Origin of the sequence: Micromonospora sp. M42 (assembly GCF_000568915.1) — a bacterium.
Lineage (GTDB): Bacteria > Actinomycetota > Actinomycetes > Mycobacteriales > Micromonosporaceae > Micromonospora > Micromonospora chalcea.
On sequence record NZ_KK037233.1, the window covers coordinates 5618402 to 5641913 of the forward strand.

General features: G+C 69.4%; 24 protein-coding genes and 1 tRNA gene. 10 read left to right on the forward strand and 15 right to left on the reverse strand.

Features of this window, described 5'->3' with window-relative positions; all coding sequences use genetic code 11:
• Positions 1–8 precede the first annotated feature (8 nt).
• A complete protein-coding gene (locus MCBG_RS25940; RefSeq protein WP_043328840.1) occupies positions 9–668 on the reverse strand; it encodes an alpha/beta hydrolase in 660 nt (219 codons plus the stop codon).
• 100 nt (positions 669–768) lie between these two features.
• Between MCBG_RS25940 and MCBG_RS25945 the strand changes: the two genes are divergently transcribed.
• A complete protein-coding gene (locus tag MCBG_RS25945; RefSeq protein ID WP_030502236.1) occupies positions 769–1521 on the forward strand; it encodes a lysophospholipid acyltransferase family protein in 753 nt (250 codons plus the stop codon).
• 353 nt (positions 1522–1874) lie between these two features.
• On the opposite strand, the gene MCBG_RS25950 is transcribed toward MCBG_RS25945, so the two are convergent.
• The 4 genes from MCBG_RS25950 to MCBG_RS35345 all read right to left on the reverse strand — a co-directional run bounded on the left by MCBG_RS25950 (position 1875) and on the right by MCBG_RS35345 (position 4804).
• Positions 1875–2618, reverse strand: a complete 744-nt coding sequence (locus MCBG_RS25950; protein ID WP_043328843.1) for a hypothetical protein — start codon at positions 2616–2618, stop codon at positions 1875–1877.
• Positions 2619–2692: 74 nt separating this feature from the next.
• Positions 2693–3409 (reverse strand): response regulator transcription factor, encoded by a 717-nt coding sequence (locus MCBG_RS25955; RefSeq protein ID WP_043328844.1) that lies wholly within the window; start codon positions 3407–3409, stop codon positions 2693–2695.
• The gene (locus MCBG_RS25960) at positions 3379–4575 is read right to left on the reverse strand and encodes a hypothetical protein (RefSeq protein WP_043328846.1); all 1197 of its coding nucleotides are present in this window, start codon (positions 4573–4575) and stop codon (positions 3379–3381) included. Before MCBG_RS25960 ends, MCBG_RS25955 begins: the two co-directional genes overlap by 31 nt.
• Positions 4565–4804, reverse strand: a complete 240-nt coding sequence (locus tag MCBG_RS35345; RefSeq protein ID WP_369799330.1) for an ATP-binding protein — start codon at positions 4802–4804, stop codon at positions 4565–4567. The genes MCBG_RS25960 and MCBG_RS35345 overlap by 11 nt, the downstream gene beginning before the upstream one ends.
• A 1138-nt stretch (positions 4805–5942) precedes the next feature.
• On the opposite strand from MCBG_RS35345, the gene MCBG_RS25970 reads away from it, so the two are divergent.
• Both MCBG_RS25970 and MCBG_RS25975 read left to right on the forward strand, forming a co-directional pair.
• The gene (locus MCBG_RS25970) at positions 5943–6383 is read left to right on the forward strand and encodes an Rv0361 family membrane protein (RefSeq protein WP_043328848.1); all 441 of its coding nucleotides are present in this window, start codon (positions 5943–5945) and stop codon (positions 6381–6383) included.
• Positions 6384–6425: 42 nt separating this feature from the next.
• Entirely contained in the window at positions 6426–6836 is a 411-nt protein-coding gene (locus tag MCBG_RS25975; protein WP_043328850.1) for a TIGR03618 family F420-dependent PPOX class oxidoreductase, read from the forward strand.
• Here the strand turns inward: MCBG_RS25975 and MCBG_RS25980 are convergent.
• The gene (locus MCBG_RS25980; protein WP_043328852.1) at positions 6833–7279 is read right to left on the reverse strand and encodes a hypothetical protein; all 447 of its coding nucleotides are present in this window, start codon (positions 7277–7279) and stop codon (positions 6833–6835) included. The two genes, MCBG_RS25975 and MCBG_RS25980, sit on opposite strands and share 4 nt — an antisense overlap.
• A gap of 157 nt (positions 7280–7436) precedes the next feature.
• On the reverse strand, positions 7437–7796 hold the full coding sequence (locus MCBG_RS25985) for a MerR family transcriptional regulator (RefSeq protein WP_181373721.1): 360 nt from the start codon (positions 7794–7796) through the stop codon (positions 7437–7439).
• Between the two features lie 75 nt (positions 7797–7871).
• Here MCBG_RS25985 and MCBG_RS25990 point away from each other — a divergent pair, with 75 nt between their 5' ends.
• The 4 genes from MCBG_RS25990 (at position 7872) to MCBG_RS26005 (ending at position 12275) form a co-directional block, all read left to right on the forward strand.
• A complete protein-coding gene (locus MCBG_RS25990) occupies positions 7872–8597 on the forward strand; it encodes an SDR family oxidoreductase (protein WP_043328854.1) in 726 nt (241 codons plus the stop codon).
• 95 nt (positions 8598–8692) lie between these two features.
• Positions 8693–9418 (forward strand): alpha/beta fold hydrolase, encoded by a 726-nt coding sequence (locus tag MCBG_RS25995; protein WP_084789613.1) that lies wholly within the window; start codon positions 8693–8695, stop codon positions 9416–9418.
• A gap of 420 nt (positions 9419–9838) precedes the next feature.
• The gene (locus MCBG_RS26000) at positions 9839–11848 is read left to right on the forward strand and encodes a hypothetical protein (protein WP_043328855.1); all 2010 of its coding nucleotides are present in this window, start codon (positions 9839–9841) and stop codon (positions 11846–11848) included.
• A gap of 31 nt (positions 11849–11879) precedes the next feature.
• The gene (locus tag MCBG_RS26005; protein ID WP_043328857.1) at positions 11880–12275 is read left to right on the forward strand and encodes a hypothetical protein; all 396 of its coding nucleotides are present in this window, start codon (positions 11880–11882) and stop codon (positions 12273–12275) included.
• A gap of 229 nt (positions 12276–12504) precedes the next feature.
• Here MCBG_RS26005 and MCBG_RS31300 read toward each other — a convergent pair whose 3' ends face one another.
• Positions 12505–13548: a protein NO VEIN domain-containing protein gene (locus MCBG_RS31300; RefSeq protein WP_051611383.1), complete on the reverse strand. Its 1044-nt coding sequence runs from the start codon at positions 13546–13548 to the stop codon at positions 12505–12507.
• Positions 13549–13743: 195 nt separating this feature from the next.
• Between MCBG_RS31300 and MCBG_RS32665 the strand changes: the two genes are divergently transcribed.
• A complete protein-coding gene (locus MCBG_RS32665) occupies positions 13744–13914 on the forward strand; it encodes a hypothetical protein (protein WP_157560794.1) in 171 nt (56 codons plus the stop codon).
• Positions 13915–14475: 561 nt separating this feature from the next.
• Here MCBG_RS32665 and MCBG_RS26015 read toward each other — a convergent pair.
• From MCBG_RS26015 to MCBG_RS26040, 5 genes are all read right to left on the reverse strand, one after another.
• Positions 14476–15954, reverse strand: a complete 1479-nt coding sequence (locus tag MCBG_RS26015; RefSeq protein WP_223201333.1) for an NAD-dependent epimerase/dehydratase family protein — start codon at positions 15952–15954, stop codon at positions 14476–14478.
• A gap of 70 nt (positions 15955–16024) precedes the next feature.
• The gene (locus MCBG_RS32060; protein ID WP_084789614.1) at positions 16025–16966 is read right to left on the reverse strand and encodes a nucleotidyltransferase family protein; all 942 of its coding nucleotides are present in this window, start codon (positions 16964–16966) and stop codon (positions 16025–16027) included.
• Between the two features lie 4 nt (positions 16967–16970).
• A complete protein-coding gene (locus MCBG_RS32065) occupies positions 16971–17990 on the reverse strand; it encodes a DUF262 domain-containing protein (RefSeq protein ID WP_166457048.1) in 1020 nt (339 codons plus the stop codon).
• 190 nt (positions 17991–18180) lie between these two features.
• Positions 18181–19674, reverse strand: coding sequence for a tyrosine-type recombinase/integrase (locus tag MCBG_RS26035; RefSeq protein WP_223201334.1), 1494 nt, complete (start codon positions 19672–19674; stop codon positions 18181–18183).
• 68 nt (positions 19675–19742) lie between these two features.
• Positions 19743–19815 (reverse strand) — tRNA-Arg (locus MCBG_RS26040).
• 170 nt (positions 19816–19985) lie between these two features.
• On the opposite strand from MCBG_RS26040, the gene MCBG_RS26045 reads away from it, so the two are divergent.
• Entirely contained in the window at positions 19986–20720 is a 735-nt protein-coding gene (locus MCBG_RS26045; RefSeq protein ID WP_043328864.1) for a hypothetical protein, read from the forward strand.
• A 21-nt stretch (positions 20721–20741) separates the two neighbouring features.
• Here the strand turns inward: MCBG_RS26045 and MCBG_RS26050 are convergent, their stop codons facing one another.
• Complete coding sequence (locus tag MCBG_RS26050) at positions 20742–21758, reverse strand: alpha/beta hydrolase (RefSeq protein ID WP_043328867.1); 1017 nt, start codon at positions 21756–21758, stop codon at positions 20742–20744.
• A gap of 163 nt (positions 21759–21921) precedes the next feature.
• Positions 21922–22332: an HPF/RaiA family ribosome-associated protein gene (locus MCBG_RS26055; RefSeq protein WP_043328869.1), complete on the reverse strand. Its 411-nt coding sequence runs from the start codon at positions 22330–22332 to the stop codon at positions 21922–21924.
• Positions 22333–22618: 286 nt separating this feature from the next.
• Between MCBG_RS26055 and ssb the strand changes: the two genes are divergently transcribed.
• Positions 22619–23458, forward strand: a complete 840-nt coding sequence (gene ssb, locus MCBG_RS26060) for a single-stranded DNA-binding protein (protein WP_084789618.1) — start codon at positions 22619–22621, stop codon at positions 23456–23458.
• Positions 23459–23512: the final 54 nt, after the last annotated feature.

Genomic DNA, 23512 nt, shown 5'->3' on the forward strand with positions numbered 1-23512 from the left:
CCTCGAACCTAGTCGCCCGCGACGGCGGGCAGGACGTTGTCCAGGAACGCGGCGGCGGTCGCGAGCAGGTCGGGCCGGGCCAGGTCGAGCGCGTGACCCCCGCCTGTGAGCCACAGATGCACCGGGTGACCGGCGGCGAGCAGCCGAGCGGTCAGCTCGACCGGCTGGGCGGCCGGCACCGCCTCGTCGTCGCGGCCCTGGACCAGCAGCACCGGCACGCCGGAGCCCAGGTGGGTGGCCACTGTCGCGTCGGCGGTGGCCGGGTCGCCCGCGGCCGGCGGGTGGCCCAGCAGGTCGGTCCACGGGTCGTCGCCGGGGGCACGCCGTCGCCGCTGCTCCGGGTCGAGCGGGTCGACCGGCGCCCAGTACGCGAGCACGCCCGCCACATCGCCGGGCCGGTCCACCCCGCGCAGGGCGAGCTGGAGGGCCAGCATCCCGCCCGCTGAGTCGCCGCCCACCAGCAGCGGCAGGCCGTCCGCCCCGCTCCACGCGGCGCGCGCGGCTTCGCGTACGTCATCGAGCTGGGCCGGCCAGCGGGCCTGGTGGGAGAACCGGTAGGTGGCCTCGACCACGCGCAGCCCGAGGGACGCGAGCGCTCTGCCGTCCTCCTCGGCGCGGGCACGCCAGCCTCCGCCGTGGATCCAGAGCAGCACCGCGCGTTCGGTCACGGCACCATCGTCGCCGCACCCGCCCCCGGTGCGCGAGCCCGGTCTGCCGAGGGCAGATCGCCCCTACGGTCGCGTAACCTACTCGGGGTAAAGTAGCGGGATGTCGGAACTCGTGTACCCGCCCGTGATCACCGCCGCGAAGACGATGTTCCGGCTCCTCGACCTGCGCCTCGACGTGTCCGGCAGCGAGCACGTGCCGCCCACCGGCGGCGCCGTGCTCGCGTCCAACCACGTGAGCTACCTCGACTTCATCTTCTGCGGCTACGGCGCGCACCCGGCCAAGCGGCTGGTCCGCTTCATGGCCAAGGACAGCGTCTTCCGGCACCGCGTCTCCGGGCCGCTCATGCGCGGCATGAAGCACATCCCGGTCAACCGCGCCGCCGGCGCCGGCTCGTACGCCGCCGCGGTGAGCGCGCTGCGCCGCGGCGAGGTGGTCGGCGTCTTCCCGGAGGCGACGATCAGCCGCTCCTTCGTCGTCAAGGACCTGAAGAACGGCGCGGCCCGGATGTCGCAGGAGGCCGGCGTGCCGCTGCTGCCGGTCGCGCTCTGGGGCACCCAGCGCCTGTGGACCAAGGGCCGCCCGCGTACGCTCACCCGCCGGCACACGCCGATCACCATCATCGTCGGCGATCCGATGGACCCGGCCGCCTACCCGGACGCCACAGTCATGACCGCCGACCTGCGTACCCGGCTGTCGGCGCTCGTCGACCGGGCCCAGCGGGAGTACCCGGACCAGCCGTCCGGCCCGGACGACACCTGGTGGCAGCCGGCCCACCTGGGCGGCAGCGCGCCCACCCCGGAGGAGGCCGTCGAGCTGGACCGCTCCGAGCGCCGCACCCGCAGCGCCTCCTGACCCCCGCGGTCCGCAGCTCGGCTCGGCTCGGCTCGGCTCGGCTCGGCTCGGTAGATCTTGGTACGAAAAGGCCCCCATGAGGGCCCTTTCGTACCAAGATCTACACAGATCTCATGACGTAGTACGTTCGTCTCATCTGGTGGTGTGCCCTCCAGGAGTGCGGTGCGCGCCCGGCCGAACTGAGCGAGTGGAGTCTCACGCAACGCCCCTCCGTTGCCGAGATCTTCGGCCGCCCACCACGCACATACGAGGAAAGGGCCGCCGAGAACGCTCACCTGTTCCGCCGACTGAGGACAGCCGCACCGCGCAAGGATGCACCTCCATGCCGCAGAGGATGCGCGCTCGGGGGAGGGTCAGCAGGCGGAACCGGGCTGGTCGCGGGCCGGGACGTCGGACAGCGCCCACGGCGACGCCTCGGCCACCGGCGGACGGTAGTAGTCGTCGCGGGACAGGAACTCCACCGGCAGCGAGCCCGGCAGCGTCACCGTGCCGAGCATCGGGCCGGGGGAGGCGGCAACCCGGGTGGCGAGCACGTCCCGCTCCGGCGGTGAGAGGTCGACCAGATCGGGGTTGGCCAGGCGGTATCCGGCCACCGCGCGGCGGACCTGCCGGGCCAGCCCGGCGACCGGCCCGACCGGGCCGGTCAGTGCCAGCGCCGGCTGCCGGATGGTGCGCAGCGCGTCGCAGACCACGCGCAGCTCGGCTGTGCCGTCGCCGTGATCGACCAGTTCCAGCCGGGACGGCCACTGCCAGCGGATCTGACCGCTGACCAGGCGGGACAGCCGGACCGGGCGCCGGTGCCGGGCACCCGTCCGGCTGTCCCGCCCGGGGACCACTGACAACTCGGAACCGCTGCAGACGTACGCCAGCCGGCGGTCGGTCACGGTGATCGTCGCCGGCGCGGGCAGCGCCCAGCAGCGGACGTCCTCGGTGGGGCCCAGCAGGTGACCGGCGACCCGCAGCAACTGATGCCCGAGTATGCGCTCACCCGGCTCGGGCACCAGCGCGTAACGCCGGTCCAGCACGGGACGGGTGGGGTCGGCGTCGGCGTCGAACCGATGCGGTCCGACGAAGAAGGGTGCGGCGTCCTCCGGCACGGTACGACCTCCCGGTGACGGTTGGCGGTATCAGGGAGCCTGCCGGATTCGTAGGGTGATTGTCATGACACCTGTTAGGGGGTCGGCCGGTCGGCCGACGCCTGCGACCGGTAGATGCCGATATCTTCCGGTCGGACGAGTCCGTCCTCGATCGCGCGGGCGAGCAGGGCCGCCTTCGTGGCAGCCGGACGCCCCGCTCGGGTGTACTTGATCCGCGCTCGGTCGACGTACTGCTTCACTGTGTGCTCGCTGATCTGCATCCGGCGCGCCACCGACGCCTTCGACATCGACTGGAACCACAACAGCAGCGCCTCGCGCTCCTTGTCCGACAGGGCCGGACGATCCGGCCGGGCGTCGCCGACCATCGCGCCGGCCAGCGCGGGCGGCACGTACGGCCGGTCCTGCGCCGCCGCCAGCACGGTGCCCACACAGTGCTCGCGTCCCTCGTGCTTGGCCAGGAACGCCACCGCGCCCGCGTCCAGAGCGGCCAGCATGGTCGGCGGGTCGCTGTGCTCGGAGTAGACCACCACCCGGCGCCCGGCCGCGCTCAGCTCGGCCAGCTTGTCCAGCACCATCCGGCCGTGCAGGCGCAGGTCGAGCAGCACCACCTCGGCGTCGGGCGCAGCCCGTAGCACCTCGTCCGGGTCGTCGCCGGTGGCCACCACCCGCAACCGCGGCTCGCCGGCCAGCCAGGCCCGCACCCCGTCGATCACCACCGGATGGTCGTCCACGATCGCCACCCCGATCGGCCACCCGGCGTTCACGTCCGCCGCCAGCGGGTCTGCGTCCATCTGATCTCCCCGTCCCGCTCGTGCAGGTGTTCCACCGGTCCGCCCCCACCGGTCGTCGTCTCGTCCGGGCCGTCGTGGTCCGGTGTCACCAGGCTGACCACCACCTCGTCCGGTCCCGCGACCACTGTCAGCCGCGCCCAGCCCTCGGCCGCGGCGAGCCCTGCCGTGAGCGGGTCGGCCAGCCCGCGCCGGATCTCCACCGGCAGCTCCGGCGGCGTGCCGACCGCCACCAGGTCGATCGGCAGCCCGTTGCGTTCGGCCAGGTCGGCCGCCGCGCGCAGCTCGTGCAGCAGCGCGTCGGGCACGTCGTCGGACTCGGCGATGAGCCGGCGCAGCCGGGCCGCGGCCAGCACCGCCCGCCGCCGCACCGCCGGGTCGGCCGGGTCGGCGTCGCCCGCCGCCAGCTCGGCCAGCACCTCCTCGGCGGTGCCGCTGACCAGAGCGAGCCGTTCCTGGCGCTCGGTGCGGGCCCGCTCGGCCGCCTCCCGCTCCGCCGCCACGGCCAGCGCCGCCGCCGCGGTGGCGGCCCGGGCCCGGGCCTGCGCGGTGAGCGCCGCCGCGCCGACGAAGACCGCCACCGGCAGGGTGGAGGTGCCGTAAACGTACATCGTGGCCCGGCTCAGATCGGCCGACGCGGTCGCGCCGTACAGCACCACCGCGGTCACCGCGATCGCGCCGTGCGCGGCGAGCATGACCAGCAGCCAGCGCACCGGCCGCCGCCAGAGCGCCAGCAGGAAGAACCACGCCAGGCCGCCCCACACCCAGTTGGCGGTGCTGAACAGGAAGCGCTCGCCGGCGCCCGCGACGACCGCCGCGTCGACCACCAGCAGCGCCGCGGCCAGGCTCCGGGCCGGGGGCAGTTCGCCGCGCAGCAGTAGTACGCCGGCCCAGATCCCGATCAGCGCGGTCACCAGCCAGCCCACCGCCACCACGGCGGGGAAGGCCATTCCCGGTCCCGCCCGCAACACGGCCGGCAGCGCGATCGCCAGGTGCCAGGCCGCCGCGATGACGATGGCGGCGATCCGCGCGCCCCCGTCGGAGGCGTCGGCCACCGCGTGCGCCTCCGGCGGTGCGGTGGCCGGTCCGGGGCGCGTCGCCACCCGCGGCCGGGGAAGGGGACGCAGCACGGAGTCGGCGGTCACCGCCGCACCCGACTCAGTCGGCATCGGACCACTCCAGCCGAATCCGGGTGCCCGCGCCAGGGGCGGAGGTCACCAGCGCGCGTCCACCCACAGTGGTCATCCGCCCGTGGATCGACTCGCGCAGCCCGTACCGGTGGGCCGGGACCGTGGCGGGGTCGAAGCCCGGACCGTCGTCGACCACCTCGACCACGACGGCGCCGCCCTCGCGGGCCAGACGCAGCGACGCGGTCGCGCCGGGTGCGTGCCGCGCCACGTTCGCGAGCGCGGGGCGGCGTTGTCGGCGAGCGCCGTGCGACCTCCGCCGGCAGCCGGCAGGGCGCGAGCGTCGCGGTCACCGCCGGCCCGGGCGTTCCGGCGAGCCCTGGCGCAGCCGTTCGTCCAGGTCGGCCTCGCCGGCCGCGGTCGCGGACCGCGCCCCGCCAGGGCGGTCAGGGTACGCAGATCGTGCGCGCACCGCTCGCGCAACGTCGCCGAGTCGGGTACCGCGCCGAGGCCGACCATGGTGAGCGTGCCCAGCACGGTGTCGTGCAGGTCGCGGTTCTGCCGCCGTTCGTCCTCGCGGGCGGCGCGCGCGACCACCGCCTCGTGGGACAGCCGCTGGTAGTCGGCGAACGCGGCGTCGGCGCGGGCGATCCGGCGGCGCATCACCGCTGTCATCACCGCCGCGCTTCCGGTCTGCACCAGCAGCGTCCCGGCGTGCGCCCGCGCCTCGACCGGGTTGCCGGCCAGCGTGGTGCCGGTGACGTACGCGGCGGTGACCAGCAGCCCGGCCGGCACCGACCAGCGGGCCGGCGCGGTGGCCTGCGTGTTGATCACCGTCGAGCTGGCCAGCACCGCGATCCAGCTCGCCTCGCCCGGCAGCACCTCCGGCGCGACCAGCCACGGGACGGCGAGCGCGGCGGCGGTGGTGAGCGCGACGTCGCCGGCCACCAGTGGCCCGTCGATGCCGTGCCGGAACGCCCGCCAGGCGTACCAGACCGACCAGACGGTGAGGACGACGACAGCGGGGATCAGCAGCGCCACCCGCACCGGCGGTGTCCGCACCGACAGCGCGACCACCGCGCCGACCAGACCGCAGGTGAGTCGCAGAAGCGCGGGAAGCGTCGTGAAGATCAGCGTGAACGCCTCAGCCGCCGGCCGGGCCTGGGTGGACCCGGGCAGAGACGTGGCGGCAGCGACCGGCATCGGGGGGATGTCCTTCCGGCAGCGACCCGGCCGGGTCCGCGCGGCATAGATTGACGCCGGAGAATAACACGGTTTGTGGGTACTGGTCACCCTTGGTGCTTGACGAGTTTCGCTCCGGCGTAAAGCAGCTGAGGCTCAGCGCCCCGCCGAGAAGCGGAGCCGCGGCCTCCGGTTTACGGTTGCCGGCGTCTCCTACCCTGCGGGGTATGGCATACCAGCCGGCCATGGTGCCGCCGAAGAAGTCCAAGCGAACCCTGTTCATCGTGCTCGGCGTGGTGCTGGCGATCTGTTGCTCCGGCGGTGTGCTCGGCGGCTTCTTCCTCTTCCGGGTCGTGCAGGAAGCCACCGGCCCGGCGCGCTCCACAGCGCAGACCTACGCCGAGGCGATCGTCGACCGCGACTACCCCGCCGCGTACCGGCAGCTCTGCACCCGCGTACGCGACCGGGTCAGCGAGGCGGACTTCACCCGGCAGCAGTCCTCCCAGCCGGAGTTCACCGGCTACGAGATCACCGGGCTCAACGTGTCGAACAACAACGGCCGGGTGAGCGGGTCGACGACCATCCGGTTCACCCCGGCGGTCGGGACCAACGTGACGCAGTCGTTCCCCATGGTCAAGGAGGACGGGGAGTGGCGGATCTGCGAGTGAGCCGGTCGCGTGCCGCCGCGTGACACCTGATCCACTTGTCGCATGGCCCCATCTCCCGCCGCACCGATTCCGCCGGCCGTCGAGGACCGGCTCGCCCGTGAACGCAACGTCTGGCTCTGCACGCTGCGCCGGGACGGCTCACCGCACATGACGCCGGTGTGGTTCGTGTACGCCGACGGCGTCTGGTGGATCGGCTGCGAGGGCCGCAGCGTCAAGGCCCGCAACGTGGCGGCCGACCCCCGCGTCTCGCTCGCCCTGGAGGACGGCGTCCACCCGGTCGTCGCGGAGGGCGTCGCCCGCCTGCACCGTGCCGGCTTCCCGCCCGCGATCGTGGCGGCGTTCGCCGAGAAGTACGGCGGCTGGGACATCCGGCAGCCGGTCACACCGGACAGTGAACGGGTGCTGCTGGAGGTGCCCGTCCGGCGGTGGCTGCTCGCCGGCCGGGCACGCTAGTCCCCGGAGAATCCCCAGAAGTAGATCTCGCTCGGGACGCCCGCCTCGTCGTGCAGCACGGCGTACCGGCCGAACCAGCGCTGCTCGGCCAGCGGCGCGAGCGCCTCGACGTGCGCGCGGGTCGGCCTGGCGACGCCCACACGTGCGAGCGCCTCGGCCTCGGTCACCCGCTGGAACGTCCCGAAGCCGGGCTCCTCGCCGTCGGTCAGCACCCGCGACATGTCCAGGATGGAGTGGGTGCCGGACTCCTGTACCCGCTCGTCCGCCCACAGCTCCTCCTCGCTGCGGGGACGGTCCGGGAAGTCGGCGGCGGACGCACCGAACTCGCCCGGCGCCGCCCACCAGTAGTCGCCGGTCTCGAAGACCTGCCGGCGCAGTTCGTCAAGCGCGGCCTGGGCATCCGGCTGGTACGCCACGAAGTAGGTCCATCCCGATGCGCCCACGCTGCCTCCCGGTGATCCCGCTCGTCGACCGCCGTCGTGCGGCGGCGCACGCGATCATGCCCGACACCACCGACGAAACCGGCGGGTCGACGCGACCAGGATTCCTGTGCCACTCTCCGCCATGCGTCTGTCGTCGGGCCTGCGCGGGCGATCGCGCCTACGGGTGCGAATCGGTGATCGCGATGACCTCGTCGAGGCGGTCCAGGGCCGCCCGGAGATCGTCGACCTTGGCCTGGATGCGCTCGCGCTCGGCGCGCAGCATGGCCCGCTGCCCGGGGTCGGTGTGCCCGGAGTCCCAGCACGGCAGGAGTTCGGCGATCCGGCTGCTGGTCAGGCCCGCCGCGTACATCTGCTGGATGAACCGGACCAGCGTGACCGTGTCCGGCCGGTAGAGGCGCTGGCCGGACGGGCTGCGCCTGGGGACGAGAAGGCCCTGCTCCTCGTAGTAGCGCACGGCCCGCACCGAGACACCGGCGCCGCGCGCCACCTCACCGATGCGGATCAGCGGCTCGGTCACGGTGACCCCTCTCACCCCGGTCTCGGCGATCAACACTTGCCTCTGACGTCAACGTCAGGTTTTAGCGTACCGGGCATGGACATCAACGACTCGGTAGCCCTCGTCACCGGCGCCAACCGCGGCCTGGGCCGCGCCTTCGCCCAGCGCCTGCTCGAACGCGGCGCCCGCAAGGTCTACGCGACCGCCCGCCGGCCGGAGACCGTCGACCTGCCCGGCGTCGAGGCGCTGCCGCTCGACATCACCAGCCCCGCATCCGTACGGGCCGTCGCCGCTGCCGCCCCGGACGTCACGCTGCTCGTCAACAACGCCGGCATCCAGACCGGAACCGACCTGGTGACCGGTTCGCTGGAGGCGGTACGGCACGAGGTGGAGACCAACGTGCTCGGCCACCTGACGATGATCCGCGCGTTCGCGCCGGCCCTCGCCCGCAACGGCGGAGGCGCGATCGTGAACGTGCTCTCCGCCATGTCGTGGTTCGGGACCAGGGGCGCCGGCGCGTACCACCTGACCAAGGCCGCCGCCTGGGCCATGACCAACGGCGTACGCCTGGAACTCGCCGAGCAGGGCACGCTCGTGACGGCGGTGCACCTCGGCCTGGCCGACACCGACATGTCAGCAGGCTGGCCCGTCGACAAGATCGCGCCGTCCGATCTGGCCGACGCGGCGCTCGACGGCGTCGAGGCGGGCGCCGCCGAGGTTCTCGCCGACCAGTGGAGCCGGGACGTCAAGTCCCGGCTGACGCTGACGCCGGAGGAGTTCAACGCCGCGATGGACCGCGCCCTGGCGGCGCTGGCGGCCTGACCGGGCCTGGCGGTACGTGCCGGTCGTGGCCGCGTTCGCTGAGGCGCCACATCGCCGACCGGTTGCAGCGCGTTGACGGTGACCCGGAGGGTGGCGTGGCGCTTCCGATCACCCTGATGCAGGATGCAGCGGGTGACCTCGATCTATCGAACCGCTGCGGGCCGCGACAGGATCCGCCGGTGGTGCGAGGAACAGTTGACTGCATGGTGGTCGCCGCCGACCTTCCAGGCCAGCCAGGGCTGAGCTCCGACGAAGCGGGCACCGCCGGTGGCCGGCTCACGTGGTACGGCTCGTGGCTGGGAGAGGTCATCGAGAAGACCACCGCCGGGCCGGTCGTGGTGCTCGGGCATTCGTTCGGCGGCGCTGTCACGCTCGCCGCGGATCATCCGCGGATTCGGGGAAAGGTCGCCGTGTCTCCAGGCGGGTTGTGCCGGCTCCGGATCACACCCCGTGTCCTGCTGGCGTTCCTGGCCTGGCTGGTGCGGCCACGAGCTGATTCGAGCCGTCGACTGCTACGTGTCCTGTCTGCTCCCGGCCGAGAGCCCCGCGCCGAACTGGTGGAATGGATGACGCTGGTCGCCCGGCACGCCCGTCCGGTGAGTTCCGACGACCTCGTACCGGCGGCCGCTCACACGATGCCGGTCGTGGTCGCGAGCGGACACCACGACGTGTTCCTGCCCCCGGAACGACTGCGCGCAGGAGCACGACAGCGGATCCATGTGGACGCCGACATCGTTCCCGGCGCCGGCCATCTCGTCACCGACGAGCGCCCCGACCTGATCGCCGCGCTGGTTGCCCGGCTGGAGGATCAGTGGCGCTGAACAAGCGGGGCAGTCGGCCCATCGTCGTCGACGGCAACCGCTACTGCTGGCTCGTCCGCCGGAAGCCGACGTACAGCCAGGGTCTGACCTGGTCACCGTTGAGCTTCGCCGTTGAGCGCGCGGATCTGGCTGGGTGCGCCACTCTCGTCGTCCGACTCGCGTCACCGCGACCGGACAACTGGATGAGCGCCGTGGCCTCTCCGGTGCTCCACTTCGCTGGTCGCGAGTGCCATCCGGCAGGGGCTTGAGCGGGGCTGGCAGCCCGAGCGCCCCGGCTCCCCGTTCATGCTGGACCTCGGCGCTGACGAGCAGGGCTAGGGCCGGCTCGACGCTGGCGTCGCACCGTGCGAAGGCCGGAAACGCGGTTCTCCGATTGGCGTTTCGCTCCGTAGGATCTCCGGCGATCAAGGGGGATGAACGGTGGGCGATTTCCAGCAGTTCGTGGCGGATGTGACTTCACGTCTGTCCACCATGTCCAAAGGTGAGTTGTACGTCGTCGGCGACGGCCTCGACCGGGACTCACTCTGGCTCACCTTCCTCGAATCCTTCCCCGCCGGCACCAATCCGCGGTTCCGTGAGCGATCCGAGTACGACTGCTCGACCTGCCGCGGCTTCATCAAGCACTTCGGCAACGTCGTCGAGATCCACGACGGGCGGGTCCGTACCGTCTGGTCCGGGGTTTCGGCACTCGACCCGGTCTTCTCCGTGGTCGCCGCCGCTCTGGACGAGTTCGTGCTTTCGCTGCCGTTGTCCACCGTCTTCCGGTCTACTCAGGCGCAGTACGGCACGAAGACCACCCGATCGCTGCGCGACGGCCAGGTCGAGGTGTGGCACCACCTGCACGGCCGGGTGGAGAAGCGGCATCGTGTCGAAGACGTCGGCGCGGCACAGAGCGACTTCGACGCCGCGGTGCAGGTCTTCCAGCGGGGCCTGGCCGAGCTGACCCCGCACGCTCTGGACACCGTCGTCGACCTCATCGACGACAACGCCCTCTACCGCGGCACGGAGCATCGTCGGGCGGTGACCGAGTTCCGGTCGCTGCAGAACCGGTGGACGAAGGCGACCGACGGACGGGCCTTCGTCTTCGCCAACGCCATGAACCCGGCGGCACGCTTGCGCAACACGGTGATCGGCACCCTCGTCCAGGCTCTCTCCGCGGGCGTCGACCTGGAGCAGGCGGTCCGGTCGTTCGAGACGAAGGTGGCGCCGCAGAACTACCAGCGCCCCACGGCGCTGATCACCCCGGCCATGGTCAAGGCTGCCATGAAGACCATCGACGAGTTGGGCATCGAGGAGTCGTTGCAGCGACGGTTCGCCCGGCTGTCCGACGTGTCGGTCAACAACGTGCTGTGGGTCGACAACGACACCCAGCCGCAGATGAAGGACGGCATCGAAGGGCTGCTCATGCAGGCGGCCACCACGACGTCGACAGGTGCGCGCCTTCGTGACGCGAAGCCGGAGGAGGTCCCCGTGGTCTCCTTCATGAAGGACATCCTGCCCGGAGCCAGCTCCATCGACCTGTGGGTCGCCAACACCCACGAGCCGCACTTCGTCAGTCTCACGACCGGCCGGCACCCGGCTGCTCCGCGGTTGTTCAGGTGGGACAACGACTTCGGCTGGTCGTACGGCGGCAACGTCGCCGACTCGATCCGGGAGAAGGTCAAGCGGGCCGGCGGCAACGTCACCGGCAAGCTGCGGGTGAGCCTGTCCTGGTTCAACCACGACGACCTCGACCTGCACGTGTTCGAACCAAACGGCGACCACATCTGGTACCAGGAGAAGCGCGACAAGCTGGACGTCGACATGAACGCCAGCGGGCCGCTCTCCCGCGAGCCGGTGGAGAACGTCACCTGGACCGACCACGTCCCCGACGGTGAGTACCGGATCGAGGTGAACCAGTACCGCAAGCGGGACAGCGCCCAGTTCGGCTTCGTGATCGAGACCGAGAGCAACGGGAAGATCGAGCATTACCGCCACGAGCGCGCGGTCGGCCACAAGGAGACCGTCGAGGTGGGGCGGATGACGGTTGCCGGCGGCGTGATCACCGCCTTCCGGCCGGGTAAGGACGTGCAGCGGGGCAGTGCGGGCAAGGAGTTGTGGGGGATCACCACAGAACAGTTCGTACCGGTGTCCACCGTCATGTACTCGCCGAACTACTTCGACGACAACGAGGTCGGCAACCGGCACTACTTCTTCATCCTGAAGGGGTGCGTGAACGACCAGCCGACGCGCGGGATCTACAACGAGTTCCTCCGCGCCGACCTGCAACCGCACCGCAAGGTGTTCGAGGTTCTCGGCGACCGCACCAAGTGCGAACCGTCTCCGGATCAGCTTTCCGGCCTCGGCTTCAGCTCCACGGTCCGCAACTCCGTGGTCGCCAAGGTGACCATGACCGGCGGCCGGCGCCGCCTCGTCAGCATCCAGTTCTGATTCCCTGCCCAGAAATCGGAGAGAGGTCACCGTGACCATTTTTGAGAAGGCCACCCGGGAGAAGTTCCGCTATCCGTCGGCGAAGGGACTGCTGACCACGGAGCAGCTGTGGGAGCTTCCGCTGACCGCCAAGTCCGGCTTCAGCCTCGACGACGTGGCCAAGGCGGTCAACGCTGAACTGAAGGCCGTCGACACCGAGTCGTTCGTGGCCACCGAGGCCAATCCGGCCAAGGCGACCCTGGAGACCAAGTTGGAGGTCGTCAAGCACGTCATCGCCGTTCGCCTCGCCGAGGACCAGGCGGCGAAGGCGGCGGCGGCCAAGAAGCTGGAGAAGGAGAAGCTGCTGGCGGTCCTGGGCCGCAAGCAGGACGCGGTCCTGGAGAACCTGACCGAGGCGGAGCTGCTGGCCCGGATCAACAACCTGTAGACCGCTGACGATCTGGCCTGCGGTGGGGATGGTGCGCCCGGCAGGATTCGAACCTGCGGCCTTGGGATTAGAAGTGGCCTCTATGGGTGCGACTGAGGTATCTACAGAGCGCTTTGGCTGCATCTGATGCGGCTTTGGTCGACTGAATGAACTCTGGTTGCCTGCATTTCGCACCACGCGCAGCCCCACGCTCAGTCCCACTAGGTTGCGTCAGGCGGCCTCCGGATGACTACCCGCTGTAGCGCCGAGCGCCCGACTTCGGGAGCTGGTACCGGTAGCGCGTTGGCTTCAAGGAGGCCTCGGCGGGCGTCCACGACTCCCACACCCGCACGCGGCCACCGGATGTCTCGACGGTGCCGTCCGGCAACCGTCGCCAGTCGATGAGGTCTACGACGACGAGATGGGTATCGGCCGCTGCGGCATGCTCAACTTCGTTGAATGTGAGCTCTACGGCGTCAGCATCGCCGGACGATCCCTTGACCTCGACGTGAAGCTCGCGCTGCCCAGCAGTGGCATGCACGTCGTACGACTTGGTGCCACCAACATCCTTCACGTCGTAGCCCTGGGCGCTGTAGTGCCTCAGCACCCAGTCGACGGCGTGGCGCTCGATGGCCAATCGAACCACCTCGTCACGCAGGTACCCGGCACCCCGTCGCTCCCGGGCTGCGACGGCGAGCTCGGATGGCGCCGGGCGCTGCCTCGGGACTTGACGGCGCTCTGCCCGAGGGATCTGCCTAAGGTCCGGGACCGCCGCAACCACCGCGGCCGGCAGCTTCACCAAGTAGCCCTGTGCTGCTCGCACCGGACGCTTGTCGGAGAAGGCGAACGGGAAGTAGAGGCTTCCCCGGTGGTGTGCCTTCAGCTTCTCCTTGACCTTTCGGAGCTTACCCTCCACGCCTCGAAAGGCATCTTGAGTGACCGGACGCGCCAGCGCGGTATAGCCGGTCAGGGCGTACCGCCACGAGGGCTCGGGGCCTGCAAGTGGGCGGCCTCTGCCGTAGCTGCCTTGAGATGCCCAGACGATCTCGTCTTCCTCCGGCCCTTCGGCAGCTGTCGAATACCCGACGATTCCGGGGGCGCCGAGGAGCGACTTGTGCCAATGAAGGATCAGATCTCCCGGCTGAACAGCGGTGACCAGAGCGTAGGACCAGTACTCGCGTCCGGCGTCGTCAACCTGCGGGGCATGAAGGTCGGCACCGAGGTCACTGCGGTCAGTGATCTCCATCCAAAAGCGCTCGGCCGGATCCTCACGCCACCACTCGTTGATCCCCATAGGACGTGTCTACCGGATCAGCCACGGAGGTGCGAACCTCGACGACTCACCGACGCGAGCGGTGTGGTCGGGCTGCGTCGTAGCGAACGTTTATTCTCATCGACGGTGCTCGCACCGCCCTCGGTTGATGTGTCGATGGTCTTTCGCCAACACGGCTACAGCCATCGACACATTGAAGGAGGGAGGTGATGTGACATGGAGGATGGAGACTCGGCCGAGCGTAAAGACTCGACCGACACCCCGCCCGCCGCTGCCGGTGCCAGCCGGCAGCGAACGGTTCGGGTGACTGTCTCAATCCTGCAAGGGCTCGCTTCGGCGGCGGCGATCGTGAACTCCGCGATCGACATCGTCGGCAAGCTGACCTAACGGATCAAGCCGCACCACGCGCTGCCCCCGACCCCGGGTCTCCACTCGGACGGGGGCAGTCGTGTTTTCGGATCAGGTCTCGTCAACCTCATCCATGTTGCTACCGACGAGGTTACACCGAACCGGGAAAATGTAGGCCCATAGGTTGCGCATTTCCGGGGAGCGGGTCAACCGGCGGGTACCTCCGTTACCCCCAAGTGATCAACCATGCGCGGGCGCGGCAAGCGCGACATCTCTTAGGGCTTGGAGCGGGGGAGGCGGCTCAGGCTCAGCGGGCCGGACTACGCGGCCAGTCGCGGTGGTCGGCGTTCCTTGCGGGAGCGGCTGAACCATCTCCGCATCTCCGCATCTCCGCAAACATGGCTGTGAGCTGGGCGAATGCTTGCGGAGATGCGGAGTGCTGTTGACCGGTCATCTCCGCAATCGGGGTTCATCTCCGCAGAGAGGTTGCGGAGATGCGGAGATCGATGGCTCCTGATGGTCTGATCTCCGCAGGGTGTTTTCCCTGGTGGTGGAGGGTGGGTGCGGCGTTGCGGAGATGCGGAGATGGTTCAGCGGGTTTCAGTCCTTGTGGCGTTCGACCCAGAACATGGCCCGGTCGCCGCGCTCGTTGCGGCCTGCCCGGATGACGTGATCGCCGCGCCAGCGTCCGGCCTGTCCGGTGAGGAGTCGGCCGAGTTGCAGCGGGTTGGGTAGGCGGCCGGCGGCGGTGGTGATGAACTGGCCGTCCCACGGGTCGTGGGCGTCGCTGCCGAGGTGCAGGGGTTCGGCGTCGCGGCGGAGGTCGGCGGCGGTCATAGGTCGACCGGCGTGGCGCTCATGCCAGGTGGTGAGGAACGCGCGCCAGCGCGTCTCGTCTTCATCGATCTCCCGTACTTCGGCGGCGTTGGTGAGGAACCCGTCGATGCCATGGTGTGCGAGGAATCCGCCGAGGGCTTGCGCCCAGGGGGTGAACTGCCGCATCGACAGGCCCTTGACCTTCGGCGCTCCCTGCCGCGTCCAGTCGAGCACCAGCACCAGGAGGTGCCACAGGACGGTGAGTTGATTGGCGGGGACGGTGATCCATTGGTCGAGGTGCGGGATGCCGAATCCGGTTTGGTCGCGCAGTTCGGGGCGGGGCATGTCCGGGTCGAGGTGCACGCGCACGGTGCGGCTCGCCATGTCGCCGCCGACTTGCAGGTTGTTGCCGGTGGCCATCCACAGCCGGTCGTTGACGGTGGCGATGTTGCGCGACGCGCCCAACTGTCGGTCGGACCACACGCCGTTGGTGACGAGTTGGGCGAGCACGGCGGAGTCGATGACGGTGCCCTCGGCGAGGTTGTCCCAGATGACCACGCCGACCTGCTCGGCGAACACGGCAGTGATGGACTTGCGCAGTTCCTCGTCGGCGTAGGCCCAGTTCATGACCCGCTGCCCGTAGAGCATCCCCGGCCCGGCGGTGAGGATCGTCTTGCCGGATGAGGGCATGGTCGCGTCGATCAGCGCGAACGGGGTCAGGGAGCGGGTGAAGTGCCGCAGGATCGGCGTGGCCAGCAGCGCCACGTAGACAACGCCGGGCCGCAGGATCGTGGTCCGCTCAGCCCCGAACGCGACGGCTGCCGCAGCCTCGCAGCCGGCCTTCTGGTAGGCGTAGCGGGTCGGCCCGTCCTCCATGTCGGTGCCGTAGTCCGGTCCGGCGTCCGGCGGGCAGTAGAGCAGCTCGGATTGCTCGCTCAGCGGCTTGACCGGCCAGCCCTGGTACACGCTGAGCGTCGACATGAAGACGTAGCGGCCAACGACAGGCGCAAGCATGCGGGCGACGTCGAGGGTGTTCCTCGGCACGTAGCCCGACGTGTCAACCACCGCGTCCCAGTTGCCGAAAGCGGCGAGAGCGGCGATATCCCGCGGGCGGGTTCGATCCCCCTGGATTGGCCGGACAGCCTCCAAGGGGGTGCTCGATGTCCCCCGGTTGAAGGTGGTCACCTCCCATCCAGCATCGAGGGCGGCCCTTACGATCGCGTGGCCTACGAACCAGGTTCCGCCGAGCACCAGTAAGCGCATGCACCAATCATGCCGAGCAGGGACAGCTGGGCGACCGGAGGGTGGTGCCCCGGTCCCTCTGGTTCAGGGGCTAGACCTTGACACGCTGGCCTGCGGGAATGGTCTTTGCCTCAGGTACAACGGTCTCCAATTCGGGAGTCACCAGAAACAGGCGTCGCTTTGACCTAGAAAGCAGCTTCTCGCGACGCTCACGCAGAGCGATGCCGAGCACCTTGTCGACGGGCGTGAGGGAAAACGCCTGCGCGATGTCAGCATGACGGTTCATGAACTCGACGAGTTCGGCGGGGCTAATCTCTGCTGCTTGGAGAATGCCCTCCACTGTGATGGCGAAGCGCCTCATGTCATCCGGCAATGAGGAGTCGGCGAAGCTCTCCCTTGCGGCCTCAATAATCCTGTTACGCGCATCGAATAGCTCGTAGTTGGGTTCGTCCCCAATGTTCGCGACTGAGCTCACATTGGCAAGCACGTCGTCTACAATTTCGAGAAGACCGCGCAGTCGGCCATCCAAGCGGTGTTCTCGCCAGGAAAAGCGCTGGCCTTTATAGATCACGTCGTGCGTGGACTCCTGCAGAGCGTGCTGCACGTACGTGGTGAACTGCACTTCAATCTTCAGTTGAGTAAGGTTAGGGTGCCTTGCCAGATAGTCGTTTGGTAGGCGGCATATCAAGTGCGGCTGCTGGTATCTGAAGTCTGTAGGCTTGCCGGCTTCGACGTTCTTCGCCTCGATCGGTGGGAAGACCCTCTCTGCTGTTGTCATGGCATTTTGAGCTTCCGCCGTGTGCAGGAATACCCCGCGAGCGGCAATAAGGTCTTCCACGTCGAAGATGCTCGCTGCTTCACCTTTCTGCAGTTTTGCGTAGAGTGATTCAGCTTCTTTTCGGCGAACCTGAATGACCACTGGCCTAAACTCTGCCAGTTCGGCATGCAGCCGCGAACGCACATATTCGACGCCCTGTTCGAGGTCCGGAATGATGGCCTCGTAGGCGGTCTTGAAGGAGCCGGGTAAAAGCATCGCGCTACTCGCCTAGGAGGATGGTCCGAAGTATGTTGGCCCGGATGTCTCTATTCGACTTCTTGTTCGACCCTTGAACGGCGGCTAGGAGGTAATGGCGCGCTCGGTCAGTAGTCTGGCCGTCGATCTCGTAGGCGAAATCCTCAAGACCTTGTTTAGCCAGACCTACGTTCACGGTGCTGCCGGACCTGACCAGGTCGCTGACCGCGACCCACAGTGAATAGAAGTCTGCAAGATTGCTAAACCGAGTAGCCTTAAGTGGGAATTGATCATCGATTTCGCGGAGTATATCCTGCGTTGCTACGAAGTTCTCGTCTGCTCGCTTCTCGTCTGCAATCTCCGAGTCGTTCGCCGCATAGTGGTAGTCAAGGTAGTCCTTGCCGTCTTGACTGCCCTTCATTGAAACGACGTATAGCTCGGAAACGTACTCGACATCGAGCATTCGGCGGATGCGTGCCGGGGTTGCGATTCCGATTTGCGCCCAGAAAGGATGTTCTGCGAGCCCTTCTACCTTTCGGAGGAACTCTCCTCCGTATCGGGCGTGGCGAAGCTCTTGCTTATTCAGCCTAGCTACATTCCGATTAAGTCGGTCAAATGCTTCATTGAGTTCCGTCGGAGATGCCTTGGAGATGTTCTCCACGGCGAATACATACTCCAGTAGTGCGATCTTTGTATCATCCGGAAGTTCCGAGAAGTATAGGCTGTCGAGTCCCAGATCCGATAAGGTATCGGGTGCTTGGAACTTGTCCTCCACGAATTCGAAGAGCGCAGTCAGGCGCTGCTTTCCGTCAATCACTCGATACAGGGTAGGTGCATCCGCTGAGACGTCCACCTGCAAAAAGATGGTGGGTGCGGGGTAGTTTCGAATAAGTGAGTCGATAAAAAACTGCTTGTACTCAATATTCCAGACGCTGCGCCGCTGGTATGGCGGGTCTAGATCAAGGCGGCGCGCCGAATTGAGGTCGAGAAACCAACTCGCCGACTGGGTGTTCGGCGAGCGGCGGAAGCCTGTCTGGTGCTTCACTGAGCAGCTACCCTTCGTAAAGCAAGTCCGGAACCACAGAGTATCGTCACTTGGGCCTCACTGGTTGCACCAGATGTGAGCGGGTTTCTTCAAGTGCTGTCGAGCGACCGAGGGCTGAGGTCGGCTGGACGAACACTGCTCGAAGCGTGCGGATTCACCACGGCGTCCCGGGTGAGAGTCGCCCTGGCCTCTATCCAGCTGCTCCTGTGACGGTTGCACGGGTGCCTCGGATAACGCTAACCAAGCCCTCTGCGGCCAGCAGGGCAACTGCGCGGTGAGCGGTGCCGACCGAGACGTTATGCATCGCGGCCATCTCGGCAACTGAGGGGAGACGGTCGTGGGGTTGCAGCCGACCAGTGGCGATCTGCTTGCGTAGCTCTGCTGCGATCACCTGGTACGGGCTGTTGGCGACGATGCGGTGTGCCGGTGCGACGGGGCGCGGCGGTATTCGAGCGGCCAGCGTTCCGGCGGCCCGCTGGTCAGACTCCGACAGCCAGGCGGCGTACACCCTGAGCGTCGTCGTGCCGCCGCCGCCGTGACCAAGGCGTCCAGCAACCGTCCGCACGTCGACACCCGCGTTAATCAGCTCGGTAGCTGAGTAGTGGCGCAGCGCGTGGATGTGGCTGTCGATACCCAGCCGACGGGCGAGCCGGCCGTACCTCTGGGTGATGGTGTCGGGCCGGTAACCACGGCTGTTGTCCGGTTCGGGGGAGAAGACGTAGTCGGCAGGATCGGCGTTCGCGTCGAGCTGCGTTAGGCGGCCGACGTATCGCCCGTGCAGCTCGCGCAGCACTTCGATCGTCTCCGGGTCGAGCGCTACCCGCCGCTGCTGGTGTGTCTTGGTGTCCTTCTCCTGTAGCTGGCCATGCTCGTCCAGGTAGGCGCTGCGCCGCAGCGTCAGCACACCGGCGTCCAGATCGAGATGGTGCCAGCGCAGCGCGGCCAGCTCGCCACGGCGGGCGCCGGTCGTCATGGCAAGCCAGACCAGCGCGCCCCAGTCTGGATCGCGCCACGCCTCGCTGATGATGCGGGCCGCGTCGGCGGGGCTTGGTGGCTGCGGGTCGGGGTGCGGCGGCGCGGGTGGCTCGGCTTGGCTGGCCGGGTTGACGGCGATCCAACGCCACCGGACGGCACGGCTGAGAGCACCACTGAGGATCCAGTGGATTTGCCGCACTGATGAAGCGCTGAGCGGCTTGCAGACGTGCGGCCGGCACTTCGCGGTGCAGGTGTGCTCGCCCTCCACGCGGTGCTTCACGTACGCCTTGCCGCCGCACCAGCCGCGGCAGCGGCGCAGGCTCGCGTAGAACGACTCCAACGTCTCGGCGTCGAGCCGGCCGACCGGCAGCTTGCCGAGCACCGGCCGTACGTGCTTGTTGAGTTTGTTGACGTAGCCCATGCGGGTGGTGGCCTCGATATCGGCCACCTCAAGCCACCGGTCTAGGAGTTGGTCGAGCGTGGCACGGGTGCGCGGGTTACGCCGCTCGTCCACTTGGGCCAGCAACCGGGTACGCGCCTTCTCGGCTTCCTTGGCGGCGGTGCGGCTGGCGGGGATGACCTCGGTGAGGTAGTGCCGCTTCCCGCTGATCGGGTCGACGCCGGCATAGACCTTCACGCGCAGTGACCCGCTGGGGAGGGTTTCGATCTCGCCGCGCTGGCGCTTGGTGCGTCCGTTCGAGGCTGCCACGGGGCCACCGTAGCGCGCTCGCACCACGAATAGCCCCACGCGAGCCGTTCAGGAAGGCAAAGTACCTGTGCGCCCGGCAGGATTCGAACCTGCGGCCTTGGGATTAGAAGTCCCCTGCTCTATCCGCTGAGCTACGGGCGCGCGCCGACGGTCGTCGCGCCAAGAGGGTACCGCCGCTCCCCGTCCGCCCGGGGGTACGGGTCGGCGCGTCCGTTCCGCCCCTCAGCGTCCCATGCCGGGGCCCGGAACGGCACCACAGTTCCGGCGGGTCCCGCGTGGGCCGGGCGGGACGCGATCCGTACCCTCGTCGGATGCTGCTCGACCAGGAAACCGAGAACGAGATCGTCTTCGAGCTGTGTCAGCTCCTCGGACGGGCCATCCTGCCCCTCACCGGCTCGGACGGCCCGGGCACACCGCCCGGCGTCCTCGGCACCGCCTTCTTCTACAGCGAACTGGTCGGCGCCACAGACGACGGGGAGGTCGCGCACGAGTGGCTGCTCACCGCCGACACGCTCACCGAGCGGGCGTACGGGGAGATCGGGTTGCGGCCGAGCGTCACCGAGCCGGCCGAGGGGGCGGACGAGCCGATCGACCTGCCCGGTTTCGCCGACCACTGGCTGCACCTGCCGGAACTGGGGCTCGCCGCGATGCCGACCGGCGGTCTGCACGGCTGGGCCGACGACCGGGGCTGGCGCTGGCGTACCCAGCAGGTCACCGAGGCGGTGGCCGCGCCGGCCGACTCGGTCGCCCGGATCGGCGCGGCGCCCGTCTCGGCGTTCGTGCTGGCCCTGGGCGCGGGTGAGGACGGGTCGCGGCCGTTGGAGGCGGTGGTCGAGCGGGTCGCCCGGGACGGCGGCGAGGTGCGGGTCACCACGGAACTGCCCGCCGGCTACGTGGGCGCGCCGGTGTTCGCGGTGGAGGCCGGACCGGACGGCGGACCGGCGCTGCGCTGCCTGGGCGTGGTGCTGCCGCCGCAGGCAGGCGGACATCCGATCGCGACGTTCGACCGGATCCGCGCCGCGCTCGCGGCGGTCGTCACCGACTGAAGCGGCTTGGCGGGGCCGGGCTCAGCCCTCGGCGGTCGCGTCGGCCGGCCGCCGAGGTGACGGCGGCGTCGTGGGCTCCGGCTCGGTAGGTCCGGCGCGGAGGAACCCCTCCGCCCACCGCCCGACCTCCGCGAAGACCTTCTCGCGTACGCCCGGACTGGACAGCGTGAGGTCGTGCAGCCCGCCGTCGAAGCGGGCCAGCGTGACGTGCCGGCCGAGGCGGGGCGCCCAGCGCACCATGTGCTCGACGTCGAGCACCGCGTCGGCGCCGGTGGCGCTGTCGTGCCACTTCGTGCCCCGGAAACTCCGCGTGGAACAGGCGAGCAGCACCGGCACCGGGATGTCCAGCCCGGCCCGCAGGCGACGTTGACCGGTACGGATCGCGTTGATCCAGCCGGCCCGGACCGGGAACCCGGCGAGCGGCTTCCAGGCCAGGTCGTACCGCCATTCGCCCCGGTGGTCGGCGTGCAGGCTCTCGCCGTACACCGTGCCCAGGCCGAACGGCAGGACACGCTGCGGCGCCCTGCGGCCCAGGCGGGAGACGGCGGCCGCGAGGGGTCGACGGACCATCCAGGGCGCGTTGATGTCGAAAAAGGGGCTGTTGAGCACGATGCCGTCGACCAGTCCGGCGTCGCGGCGGTCGTGCGCCCAGAGCGAGATGATCAGGCCGCCGGTCGAGTGGCCCATGGCGAGCAGGGTGTCGTGGCCCTCCTCGGCACGGATGATCTCCGCGGCGGCGTCCAGCTCGGGAAAGTAGTCGCTCAGGTCGCGGCAGAAGTTCGGAGTCTGGTGCGCCAGCAGGCTGCGGCCGTACTTGCGCAGGTCGAGCGCGTAGAAGTCCCAGCCGCGCTCGGCGAAGAAGTCGGCTACGTGGGTCTGGAAGAAGTAGTCGACGAACCCGTGCACGTAGAGCACGGCGCGACCGGTCGGGCGGTCGGCCCGCCGTCGCACCAGGGTCGCGACGACCGGCCCCTCGTCGTCGGTGCCCAGGTCGATCGTCCGCCGCTCGTAGGGGGCGCCCAGCACGTCCGGTTCCACGACCGCGACGGTACGCCGCCGCGCTACCCGGCGGTAGGGGTGCTGGGCTGTAAGGAGGGGGCCCTTGTTAACGCATCCGGTAGAGGAAGGGCCCCTTCTTAACAACGCCTCGGCGCGGGGACGGCCCGCCCGCCGGCACCGAGCGGGCGGGCCGTGCCGGGATTCAGACGGTTTCGGCGTCCTCGCGTGCGGCGTCCTGCAACGGGACGCCCTCGGGCTGGTCGACGGCGCGCAGGTGCTTGTTGTTGCGCGGCTCCTGCCGGGTCTTCGCGTCGTTGAGCTTGCGGCGCAGGTCGTCCCGGACGTCGTTGAGCGCGGCGTGCAGATCCTCCTCGGTCGAGGTGGTGACGATCTTCTGCCGGCCGGCGATCCAGCACTCCAGGGTCACCTTCTGGCCCCGGGCCTCACGATCCTTGACGGACACCTCCAGCTCGGTGGCGTCGGCGTGGAAGCCGGCGAGCCGGGTGTCCAGGGTCGCGAACTGCTCGGCGATCCAGTTGCGGTCGCCCTGGGAGAACCCGGCGCCGACCCGCAGGCACTCGGCCACGGTCGCGGGGTTCGCCACGGCGCTCATCGCGCTGCCTCGCGGACGTCTCGGAGAAGCATCGGAGCTCCCTTTCTCTCGGTTGATCAAGTACTTACCCAACCGGCGTGATTCCGGAACGCCTGCTTGCCGGCTCCACTCGATCGTGCGTCGCCGCAGGTCAGGCGCGTAGGGCCGGTTGACCTAGCAGATCGGGACCTTGATCAGGGGGTTGTCCACAGGGCGGTCCGTCATCCACAGGTACGGGCCGGGCGTGTGGCCCGGGCGAGGCGGCGGGCCGACGCTTTCCGGGACAAGTCGATCCCTGGGAGGGGCGATGTTCGATACGTACGTCACGATCGTCGGCAATGTGCTGACCGCGCCGGAGTGGCGCCGGACCACCCAGAGCGGAACGCTGGTGGCCAACTTCAAGGTCGCCTCGACCGCCCGCCGGCTCGACCGCGACAGCGGCCGCTGGGTCGACGGCAACAGCCTTCGGGTACGCGTCAACTGCTGGCGCCGCCTGGCCGAGGGAGTCGCGTCCTCGGTGGCGGTCGGCGACCCGGTGATCGTCGCCGGCCGTCTCTACACCCGGGACTGGACCGACGAGTCCGGCACCCACCGCACGCTCTACGAACTGGAGGCGGTCGCGGTCGGGCACGACCTGTCCCGCGGCCGGGCCCGGTTCCTGCGTAACCAGCCCCGCGCGGCCACCAGCACGGTCGAGGACGCGGAGGCCGAGCAGCGGGTGCACGGCGAGACGACCGAGCCGGTGCCCGACGGGCAGGCCCCGGCCACCTTCGACGACCGGCCCTTCGACGACGACTTCCCGCCCTCGGAGTACGGCGGCGGCCGGGTCGGGCTCGTCGGCACCGTGGAGCGGGTGGGTGAGCCCGACCCGTTCGACGCCCGGTCCGTCGACGCCCGGTCCGGTGCGCGGCAGGCCACCGGCTTCGAACCCGGTTCGGGTGGCCCGGCGGGGGAGGAGGACGAGCTGGGCGACGTGGCCGACGACGGGCCGGCCACGGCCGAGGACGACGAACTGGGCGAGGTCGCACCGCCGGAGGTCGGCGGACCGGGTGGTTCCGGGCCGGGTGAGGGCGAGCCGGGCGGCGCGAGCCCGGGCGGGACCGCGTCGGGGCGCCGGAGCAGGCGACGGACCCCGGTGCCCGCCTGACAGTCGTCCGACGGGGGCGCGGGGTGGTGACATCGGCGTCTCCACCCCGCGTAC